General features: G+C 63.8%; 10 protein-coding genes and 1 pseudogene. 8 read left to right on the top strand and 3 right to left on the bottom strand.

Features of this window, described 5'->3' with window-relative positions; genetic code table 11:
* A pseudogene (gene rph / locus Q427_RS23865) lies at positions 1-237 on the bottom strand (ribonuclease PH); the annotation flags it as partial.
* A 213-nt stretch (positions 238-450) separates the two neighbouring features.
* Between rph and Q427_RS23860 the strand changes: the two are divergent.
* Positions 451-1,302: a YicC/YloC family endoribonuclease gene (locus Q427_RS23860; protein WP_442905563.1), complete on the top strand. Its 852-nt coding sequence runs from the start codon at positions 451-453 to the stop codon at positions 1,300-1,302.
* 127 nt (positions 1,303-1,429) lie between these two features.
* Here the strand turns inward: Q427_RS23860 and Q427_RS23855 are convergent, their stop codons facing one another.
* Positions 1,430-2,614, bottom strand: a complete 1,185-nt coding sequence (locus Q427_RS23855; RefSeq protein ID WP_231613888.1) for a DUF4236 domain-containing protein — start codon at positions 2,612-2,614, stop codon at positions 1,430-1,432.
* A 298-nt stretch (positions 2,615-2,912) separates the two neighbouring features.
* On the opposite strand from Q427_RS23855, the gene gmk reads away from it, so the two are divergent.
* The 5 genes from gmk to thpR all read left to right on the top strand — a co-directional run bounded on the left by gmk (position 2,913) and on the right by thpR (position 7,266).
* Positions 2,913-3,527: a guanylate kinase gene (gene gmk, locus Q427_RS23850; protein WP_043517774.1), complete on the top strand. Its 615-nt coding sequence runs from the start codon at positions 2,913-2,915 to the stop codon at positions 3,525-3,527.
* Positions 3,528-3,697: 170 nt separating this feature from the next.
* Positions 3,698-3,958 carry a DNA-directed RNA polymerase subunit omega gene (rpoZ, locus tag Q427_RS23845; RefSeq protein WP_043517557.1) on the top strand — a complete coding sequence of 87 codons (261 nt, stop codon included), beginning with the start codon at positions 3,698-3,700 and terminating at the stop codon, positions 3,956-3,958.
* A gap of 22 nt (positions 3,959-3,980) precedes the next feature.
* Positions 3,981-6,116 (top strand): RelA/SpoT family protein, encoded by a 2,136-nt coding sequence (locus Q427_RS23840; RefSeq protein ID WP_043517772.1) that lies wholly within the window; start codon positions 3,981-3,983, stop codon positions 6,114-6,116.
* An 87-nt stretch (positions 6,117-6,203) separates the two neighbouring features.
* Positions 6,204-6,593 (top strand): RidA family protein, encoded by a 390-nt coding sequence (locus Q427_RS23835; RefSeq protein ID WP_043517771.1) that lies wholly within the window; start codon positions 6,204-6,206, stop codon positions 6,591-6,593.
* Between the two features lie 160 nt (positions 6,594-6,753).
* On the top strand, positions 6,754-7,266 hold the full coding sequence (thpR, locus tag Q427_RS23830; protein WP_043517770.1) for an RNA 2',3'-cyclic phosphodiesterase: 513 nt from the start codon (positions 6,754-6,756) through the stop codon (positions 7,264-7,266).
* Positions 7,267-7,529: 263 nt separating this feature from the next.
* Here the strand turns inward: thpR and Q427_RS23825 are convergent, their stop codons facing one another.
* Positions 7,530-8,402: an NAD-dependent epimerase/dehydratase family protein gene (locus Q427_RS23825; RefSeq protein ID WP_043517769.1), complete on the bottom strand. Its 873-nt coding sequence runs from the start codon at positions 8,400-8,402 to the stop codon at positions 7,530-7,532.
* A gap of 81 nt (positions 8,403-8,483) precedes the next feature.
* Between Q427_RS23825 and Q427_RS23820 the strand changes: the two genes are divergently transcribed.
* Both Q427_RS23820 and Q427_RS23815 read left to right on the top strand, forming a co-directional pair.
* Complete coding sequence (locus Q427_RS23820; protein WP_043517768.1) at positions 8,484-9,404, top strand: hydrogen peroxide-inducible genes activator; 921 nt, start codon at positions 8,484-8,486, stop codon at positions 9,402-9,404.
* Positions 9,401-10,091: OB-fold nucleic acid binding domain-containing protein (locus Q427_RS23815; RefSeq protein WP_043517767.1), on the top strand; the 691-nt coding region annotated here is incomplete at its 3' end. The genes Q427_RS23820 and Q427_RS23815, both read left to right, overlap by 4 nt.

The following is a 10,091-nucleotide window of genomic DNA, read 5'->3' as shown; positions in this document are numbered from 1 at the left end:
GCCGCGAGTGTGGGTGGCACGCGGCAGCATGCCGTACTCGGCGGTCACCCACCCCTGCCCCTTGCCGCGCAACCAGCGCGGAACGCCGGCCTCCACGCTGGCGTTGCACAGCACCTTGGTGTCGCCGAACTCCACCAGCACGGAACCCTCGGCATGGCGCGTGTAGTCACGGGTGAGCCGGATCTCGCGAGGCTGGTCGGGCCGTCGTCCACTGGAGCGCTTGAGGTCGGAAGCCATGTTACCTCTCAATACATAGGGGGTTGGGTATGACGCCGGTTGCCGCCTCTGCCACCGGCAGCCGACCGGCGTCGGAAAAGCGGCCATTCTACACGGTCGGCGCGCCGAATCGGGTACACTCCTTGCCAGACATTTCACCCGCTGCGGCCAAAGGGCCACAGCTCGCTGTATCGGGGAGTCGCTATGGCTGACGGCAAGAACAGAGTTCACAGCATGACCGCTTTCGCCCGCCAGAGCCGGGAAGGCGAGTGGGGCAGCCTGCAGCTGGAGCTGCGCTCGGTGAATCAGCGCTACCTGGAGCCCCATTTCCGGCTTCCCGAAGCTCTGCGCGACCTGGAGCCCGCCTTTCGCGAGACGCTGCGTACCCGGCTGGCCCGGGGCAAGATTGAGTGCAACCTGCGCTTCGAACCGACCAGCGCCAGCGAAACCCTGGCCGTCAACCATACTCGGCTGACCGCCTTGGCCGAGGCCCTGGGGGTGATCCGCCAGGCCCTGCCCGAAGCGCCCATGCCGGACGCCCTGGCGCTGCTCGACCACCCCGGCGTGCTCGAATCCCAGGGTATCGATCTCGATGTGGTGAAAGCCGAGGCCGCGTCACTGTTCGAAGCGACCCTGGGCGAGCTGATCGAAGCGCGGGCCCGGGAGGGCGAGAAACTCGCCACCCTGATCCGCGACCGCCTGACAGGTGTGCGCGAGCAGGTCACCGAGGTGCGCCGGCTGATGCCGGAGATACTCCAGCGCCAGCGAACCCAACTGCTGGAGCGCCTCGAGTCGGTCAAGGCCGAGCTCGACCCCCAACGCCTCGAGGCCGAGCTGGTCCTGCTGGCCCAGAAGGCCGACGTGGACGAGGAACTCGACCGCCTGGCGACCCACGTCACCGAAGTGGAGCGCCAGCTGGGCCAGAAAGGCCCCGTAGGACGCCGACTCGACTTCCTGATGCAGGAGCTCAACCGCGAAGCCAATACCCTGTCGTCGAAGTCCGTGGTCGCCAACACCACTCGCTGCGCAGTGGAACTGAAGGTGCTGATCGAACAGATGCGCGAACAGATCCAGAACATCGAGTGATGTCCGGGCGAATTGTCGGGTTCCGAATGATCAGCAGACATGTGGTGGCTCAAAGCGCTTGGCCCTTGAGACCACCGACTCTATATGAGCTTAAAGGGCTCAATATCGCGGAATATCCCGGTCTTGGTCATATCACGGCGCAGCGTGAAGGCTCCATGGCCGCTACCGGGTCGACTTGCTGCAGCTGATCGAACTGGATCCTGTTCCACTGCGCACGGGTGACCTTGACGCTGTAGAGGTATTGATCCCGCTCACCGCCTGTCGCAGGATCGGCGATCGGGCGGTAGCCCGAGACACGGGCCTCCTGCACGGTGGGCAGCCGGGCAAAGACCGCACCCAGCACCCGGAAGGCAATGCCATGCACGTGGTCGCGATAGAGTTTGCGCTGCCGGGTGGCACTCAGTCTTTTCGGCGTGAGCTTCAGCCGCTTCGCAGGCATGCTCCACTCTCGGTCGGGCATTTCCTCCTCGGCCGGTAACTCGATATCCACGGCGATCGTGCGCTCGTCGGATCCAAGATCAAAATCAATCATCGTCTCTCGCGGCCACTCGATCTCTTCGAGGCGCTCGCGCAGGGTCTGCTCCATGGCATCCAGATCATCCCAGACGCCCTCCTCTTCCCGCTGCTGACGCGCGAACTCAGCGGCATCGTGTTCCGTCTTGCGCCACTCCCACTGGCGATAGTGCTCATCGAATGTCGCTAGGCGCTGACGGTTCTCCTGCTCGACTCGCTGCCTGGCCGGTGGCCAGAACCGATGCCACCAGGCAAGAATAGTGGGTACCGGTGGTGAAGGCGGCGGTTCCTCGAAGCCCTGGGGCACATAGCCGTTGTCATCGGGATGGGGCGTCTGCTCATGCAGTGTCCCCAACCGCACAAGGTCTTCGTTCAACCGCAGGCAGTGTGCTTCCAGTTGCTCCCGGAGCGAACCTTCCGCATGACGGCGCAACACCCGCGCCTCAGCATCGCTCATCCGGAGCCCATCCGCGTGGAAGTAATCGATCTGACCGTTGTCGCGAACCTCCAACTGCACCGGCAAGGAAGCGCCATCGGCCAGCAGCTCCTCGAGGACTGACGCGGCGCTGCTGCCTGATGATGCCGGCGAGGCAGTACCCCGACGATCAGCATCCTTGTTGTTGAGCTTCTGGCGGTAAGCCAGCCCGGTGCCGGGAAGGCCGGCATGACCCTGTACCCCACGGGGGCCGACGCTGAGGCCAGCCCCACGCGGCCCCACCGACAGGCCAAGGCCACGCTTGCGGAGGTTCAGCCTCAGCCCCGGCGCGAGGGTGATGCGTCGTTGAAATCGAAAGGCCATAAGCCCCCCCTGGATAAGATCTCTAACACGATACCAAAAAAAGAATACACCCCTGCCATTAGAGCAGAGGCGCATGATGCTCAGTTGCGGCTGGTACCGAACGCCCGCACCTCCTGGCCATAGAGCTTGGTCTCGAACTTGCACAAAACGATCGGCAAGGGCTGAATGTAACCCGCTCATGGGTGTAGACCGGGGTATCGAGAAATATCTCGAGTCAGCGGCGGCCCATGACGCAAGCGGCCCAAGCCACGTATAATGCTCGCCCCTGTCGAATCTTCGTCACTGACCCGGAGCCGTCATGTCCCAAGGTACGCTTTTCGTCGTTTCCGCCCCCTCCGGTGCTGGCAAGACCACCCTGGTGCGCGAACTCATCGACAGCCTCGACGGCATCCAGGTCTCGGTATCCCATACCACCCGGAGCCAACGCCGCGGCGAAGTGAACGGTGTGAACTACCACTTCATCGACGTGCCGGCCTTCGAGGCAATGATCGAGCGTGGCGAGTTCTTCGAATACGCACGGGTGTTCGACAACTATTACGGCTCGTCGCGTCCGTCGGTGGAAGCCATGCTCAATGCCGGGCAGGACGTGATCCTGGAGATCGACTGGCAGGGCGCCCGCCAGGTGCGCCAGCAGATGCCGGATGCGGTCTCGATCTTCATCCTGCCGCCCTCCCGGGACGAGCTCGAGCGCCGCCTGGCCAGCCGCGGCACCGACGAGCATGCAACCATCGCACGGCGCATGCGCGATGCGGTAAGCGAGATGTCACATTACGACGAGTACGATTACCTGGTGGTCAACGACGATTTCACCACCGCCCTGCGCGAACTGCAGTCGCTGGTGATCAGCCGTCGCCTGAGCCTAGCCCGGGTTCAGAAAGAGCACGGCCCGCTGCTGGCAGCGCTATTGTCATAACACCAGCCGCAGGCGCTTATCCTGATCCCGGCTGCAAGTGCTTTCCCTGACACCCTGCCGTCGCAAGCGCTTGTCAGGGACGCCGGGCGTCGAGTAATCTAGTCTGTCCTGTTCCATTTCATATTTCCGGTTGCGGCCGGGGACATCCACTGCTTTTCAGGAATACCTACATGGCGCGTGTCACCGTCGAAGATTGTCTGGAAAACGTCGAGAATCGTTTCAAGCTGGTGATGATCTCAACCCAGCGCGCTCGCCAACTCGCTCGCGGCTCCCGCGACGCCCTGCTGCCCTGGGAAAACGATAAGCCCACCGTGATGGCCCTCCGGGAGATCGCCGCCGGCCTGGTCGACAAGAGCGTACTGGACGAGCCGATCGAGGCACCGGTCCGAATTCGTCATGAGGGCGAACCGGGCATCGCCATCGAGGAGTAAGGCTAGCACTCAAGGCGCGCTAATGTTCACCATCGACGACCTGGCCGACCGACTCGGCGGCTACCTACCTCCCGAAGAGATCCAGCAGGTCAAGCGCGCCTTCTACTACGCCGAGCAGGCCCATGACGGCCAGCGGCGGCGCTCCGGCGAGCCCTACGTTACCCATCCGCTGGCGGTGGCCAATATTCTCGCCAACATGCACATGGACCATCAGAGCCTGATGTCGGCCATGCTGCACGACGTGATCGAGGATACCGGGGTCTCCAAGGAGGCACTCGCCGAGCAGTTCGGCAAGCCGGTGGCGGAACTGGTCGACGGCGTCTCCAAGCTGACCCAGATCACCTTCGAGGACAAGGCGGTCGCCCAGGCCGAGAACTTCCAGAAGATGGTGCTGGCGATGTCCCGGGATATCCGGGTCATCATCGTCAAGCTCGCCGACCGCCTGCACAACATGCGCACCCTGGGCGCCCTGCGTCCCGAGAAGAAGCGCCGCATTGCCCGCGAGACCCTCGAGATCTACGCCCGTATCGCCAGTCGGCTGGGCATCAATACCATCCGGGTGGAACTCGAGGACCTCTCCTTCCAGGCGCTGCATCCGATGCGCGCCGAGCGCATCAAGCGCGCCGTCTCCAGCGCCCGCGGGCATCGTCGCTCGGCGATCCGCCAGATCCAGAACGCACTGCAGCAGAGCCTCGACGACGAGCAACTCGACGGCACGGTGATCGGCCGCCAGAAGCACTTGCTGTCGATCTACAAGAAAATGCGCGACCAGCGCAAGCCCTTCGCCGAGATCATGGATGTGTTCGGCTTTCGCATCATCACCCAGGACGTCGACAGCTGTTACCGCATCCTCGGCGTGGTGCACAACCTCTACAAGCCGGTGCCAGGGCGCTTCAAGGACTACATCGCCATTCCCAAGGCCAATGGCTACCAGAGCCTGCATACCACCCTGTTCGGCAGCGGCGGCATGCCCATCGAGGTGCAGATCCGTACCCGCGAGATGGAGGCCATGGCCAACAACGGCATCGCCGCCCACTGGCTCTACAAGGCCGGTCAGACTGATCATCCCATCGCCGAGGGCAGCCATGCCCGCGCCCGGGAGTGGGTCAAGGGCCTGCTCGAAATGCAGCGCCACGCCGGCGACTCGCTGGAATTCATCGAACACGTCAAGAACGACCTGTTTCCCGACGACATCTATGTCTTCACGCCCCGCGGCGACATCATGGAGCTGCCCCAGGGGGCCACGGTCATCGACTTCGCCTACGCGGTTCACACCGACATCGGCAACAACTGCATCGCCTGTCGCATCGATCGTCACCTGGCGCCGCTCTCTACCCGACTGGAGAGCGGACAGACACTGGAGATCATCACCGCTCCCGGTGCCAAGCCCAATCTCGCTTGGCTCAATTTCGTGGTTACCGCCAAGGCGCGCTCGGCGATTCGCCACGCACTCAAGCACCAGCAGCATACAGAAGCCGTGCAGCTGGGCCGACGCCTGCTCAACAAGGCCCTGAGCGAATTCGAGACCAGCCTTGAGGAGCTGCCGGAGCAGGCCCTGCCACAGGTGCTGGACGACCTCTCGCTCAAGCACGAGGATAGCCTGCTGGAGTCCATCGGCTTGGGAACAAGGGTGGCCTATGTGGTCGCCAGGCATCTGGTCGATGCCCTCCATGGCGACGACGCCGACAGCAGCCAGCGTACCCATAAACCCCAGGGGCCCATCGTGATCAGCGGTGCCGAAGGCATGGTGATCAAGTTCGCCCGCTGCTGTCATCCGTTGCCCGGCGACCCTGTGATCGGCCACCTCTCCGTGGGCAAGGGAATCGTGGTGCACCGGACGGAATGCCGCAATCTCGCCGAGCTGAAGAGCGACCCCGACAAGCTGCTCGCCCTGGAGTGGTCCGCCGACATTGCCGAGGACTTTCCCGTGGCGCTGCGCCTGGAAATCGAGAGCCGCCGGGGCCTGGTTGCCGAGTTGGCCAGTCTGGTCACCGACGCCGATGCCAATATCGAGCGCATCGGCATCGAGGAGCGCGACGTGCGCCTCTCCATCGTCCACCTGACCCTGGCGGTGCGTGACCGGGTGCATCTCGCCCGCATCATCAAGCGTATCCGCAATCTTTCGCAGGTCGGCAAGATCACCCGCGTCGGTAACTGAACTTCCTGCTCACTGCCCAACAGGCGGGCGGCAGAGTCACTTCGACAATTCCATTTTCTCATCCGAAACGAACAGAAGGAGCGCCTCATGAGCAACAAGGCCGTCATCAACACCGACAAGGCACCCGCCGCCATCGGCCCTTACTCCCAGGCGATCAAGGCCGGCAACACCGTCTATCTCTCCGGCCAGATTCCCCTCGATCCGGCCACCATGGAGCTCGTCTCCGAGGATTTCGAGGCCCAGGCCCGCCAGGTATTCACCAACCTGAAGGCCGTCTGCGATGAGGCCGCCGGCTCGCTGGGCGAAATCGTCAAGCTCAACCTCTACCTGGTGGATCTGGGCAACTTCGCCATCGTCAACCAGGTGATGGAGGAGTTCTTCGACAAGCCCTACCCGGCACGTGCCGCGGTGGGTGTCAAGGCGCTGCCCAAGGGCGCTCAGTTCGAGGCGGAAGCAATAATGGTCATCGGCGACTAATAAGTACCGAATAAATGCCTGCGCGGGCGAATCACTGCGTTGCACAGCGCTGGTGCGCCAGCCCGGTCGGAATCCTCATGTAGCAGCTTGTACACTCCGGTTCCTGCGCGCTGTGCGCCTTGTGCTTCATCCCGCTCGGCGATTGATTCTGGCACTTATCATGAGACTGTTTATCGCACTGAACCCACCGGATGAGCTGCGTGCGCGACTCGGTGAGCTGGCGGATTTCGCCCACGCCCGATGTGGCGGACGGCGCATGCCGGACGAGAGCCTGCACCTGACCCTGGCCTTTCTCGGCGAGGTGGAGGAAGCGCAGGCCCTCGAACTGGTCGAGTGGGTGCAGGGCCTGGCCATCGCGCCCGGGAAATGGCGCCTTGACGGCTGGGGCTGCTTCAAGCGACCCGGTATCGTCTGGGTCGGGAGCCAGGCACCCGATCCGGCCCTGGAGGCGCTCCAGAGCATGCTCTGGCACACCCTCGAGGCCCACGGCCTGGCCGGTCGCCCCACCCGGTTCATTCCCCATGTCACCCTGCTGCGACGCGCTGTCTCTCTCGACACCCGAAGCTTTCCTGAGGTCGACCTCAGTTGGCCCTACCGTCAGCTTGAGTTGATCCAGTCCTTCACCGATGGATGCGGCGCTCGTTACCGCACCCTGGCCGTATCGCAGGGCTGATCATCAGAATAGAGTCCGCCAGCTATTGGCAAGCCAATTATTTGCGCCAAAGATAAAAGAGCGCAAGATATCCCACCTGAGACCACGGATACTGCAGCTTCCTGCCAGTTATAGGCAGTCAAGTCGGCGTGGCCGATCTCTATGTCGCCGGCGAAGCCAGCACACAAACGCCGGCATCAAGCGACCCAACAACGGCTTCGAGGCACTGAGCCTGGGCTATCGCTGGGCGCTTTGATAGCGGGTACGACTTCGTACAGAGACAACTAGACCGGCTCGGGCAGGAAGCCGCCCTCTTTCATGACCTGGGTGTAGCCGTCACGGTAGGTGGGGTAGCGGAAGCTGTAGCCGGTCTCCAGCAAGCGGGTGTTGTCGCAGCGCTTGCTGGCACGCTTGCGTAGCGGTGCCTGGATCACTTCCGTGGGCTCCACCTTGAGTCGCCCCGCCATCCAGGCCATCACCTCATAGAGGGGATCCGGAGCACAGTCGCTGGCCAGGTAGAGATTCTCCAGCGGCTTCCCCGCCTCGCTGAGCACAATCAGGTGCTTCAGCACGCCGGCGCAGTCGTCGCGGTGGATGCGATTGGAGTACATTGGAGGGGTCGCCGGCGCAATGCGGCCTTCCAGGACCTGGCGGATCAGGCGGTCACGGCCGGGGCCATAAATGCCGGAAAAGCGCACTGCCGTACCGGGTATCGGGCTATCATGCAGGGCCTGTTCCGCTTCCCGCATCAGCACGCCGGAGAAACCGGGCGCCTCGGCGGGGCTCTCTTCATTCACCTGCTCGCCTTCCTTCTGGCTGTAGACGCTGGTGGAAGAGACGAACAGAATTCGCTGCGGCGCGATATCGCGCCCTTCGTAGGTGCGCAGCACCGCCTGGAGCCCATCGAGATAGGCGGCACGGTAAGCGGCCTCCTCGAAGCGGTCGGCGCTCAGCACATAGACCACGAAGTCGGCGTCGGGCAGCTTGGCCAGGGCGGCTTCGTCGCTGAGGTCCAGCGCCAGGGGCTCGATGCCGCTGCCCTCCAGCGCCGCTATGCCGCGTCGAGCGCCAATGACCCGGTGGCCGGCCTCGATCAGCTCGCCGCCCAGCACCATGCCGATATCACCACAACCTAGAATCAATGTCGTTTTCTTCACCTTTCTCTCGCCCCCTGATAAAAAGTCCCTATTGAATTCCATGCATCTATCGTCCGAGAGGATGCCCGAAGGGCACCAACCATGACTCTAACAGAACTTCGCTATATCGTAACCTTGGCCCAGGAGCGCCACTTCGGCCGCGCCGCTGAACGCTGCTTCGTCTCCCAGCCGACACTGTCGGTGGCGGTCAAGAAACTCGAGGAAGAGCTTGGGGTTGCACTCTTCGAGCGTTCCAAGTCCACCGTCCAGGTGACCCCCATGGGCGAGAAGATCGTCGAGCAGGCCCAGCGTGTACTGGAGCAGAGCAGCGTGATCAAGGAGCTGGCCAATGCCGGCAAGGACCAGCTGGCGAGCCCTCTGCGCATCGGCGCCATCTACACCATCGGCCCCTATCTGTTCCCGCATCTGGTGCCGGCATTGGCACGCAGCGCACCGCAGATGTCGCTCTATATCGAGGAAGGCTTCACCGCCAGCCTGCGCCACAAGCTGAGGAGCGGCGAGCTCGACGCCATCATCATCGCACTGCCGTTCAACGAGACCGATGTCGTCACCAAGCCGCTCTACGACGAGGAGTTCGAGGTGCTGATCCCGGCCGACCATGCCTGGGCTGCCCGCGATCACATCGACAAGGAGGATCTCCTCACCGAGCGCCTGCTGCTGCTCGGTGAGGGTCACTGCTTCCGTGACCAGATACTCGAGGCGTGTCCGGCCATCAGCCACAAGCTCAACAGCCCCCACAACACCCTGACGGCGGAAGGCGGTTCCCTGGAAACCATCCGCCACATGGTGGCCTCGAAGCTCGGCATCACGGTACTGCCCCGCTCGGCCATCGGTACCGTCCATTACGAGACCGGCCTGCTCACCAGCCGCCCGTTCAGCGCCCCGGCACCCTCGCGCACCGTGGCCATCGCCTGGCGGGCCAGCTTCCCCCGGCCCCGCGCCATCGACGCGGTCACCAATGCCATTACACAGTGTCATGAAGCACTCCCCGAGCCGGCATGAACACTGACACCAAGGCGCTTGACGCACCGGTCAGCTCGCTCAAGGGCGTCGGGGAAGCACTGGTGCTGAAGCTGGCACGGCTGCGCGTGGCCTGCGTGGCCGACCTGCTCTTCCACCTTCCCCTGCGCTACCAGGACCGCACCCGCATCACGCCCATCGGCACCCTGCGTGCCGGGCACGAGGCCGTGGTGGAAGGAGAGGTCATGGCCAGCGAGGTGGTGCGCGGCCGGCGCCGCAGCCTGCTGGTACGGCTGCGCGACGGCTCAGGCATCCTCAGCCTGCGCTTCTTCCATTTCTCGCCGGCCCAGCAGCAGCAGTTCCGTCCGGGCGCTAGAATTCGCGGCTTCGGGGAGGCCCGGGCCGGTGCCACCGGGCTCGAAATCTACCATCCCGAGTACCGGTTGCTGAGCGACGACGCTCCGCCGGTGGAGGATCACCTGACGCCGATCTACCCCACCACCGAAGGGCTGCACCAGACTCGGCTGCGGGCGCTGATCGAGCAGGCACTGGCACTCCTCGATGCCGATCCCGAGGCGCTGCCCGACTGGCTGCCCGAATCCCTGCGCCAGCGCTTCGGCCTGCCTGAGCTGCACCACTGCCTGAAGGTGCTGCATCAGCCACCGCCGGATGCCGACCCCGACCAGCTGGCCAGCGGCCTGCATCCCGCAAGCCGGCGGCTGGCCCTGG

This window comes from Halomonas sp. BC04, from assembly GCF_000568385.1.
The sequence above is the reverse complement of the archived record's forward strand: the minus strand, read 5'-3'. Positions and strand labels throughout refer to the sequence as shown.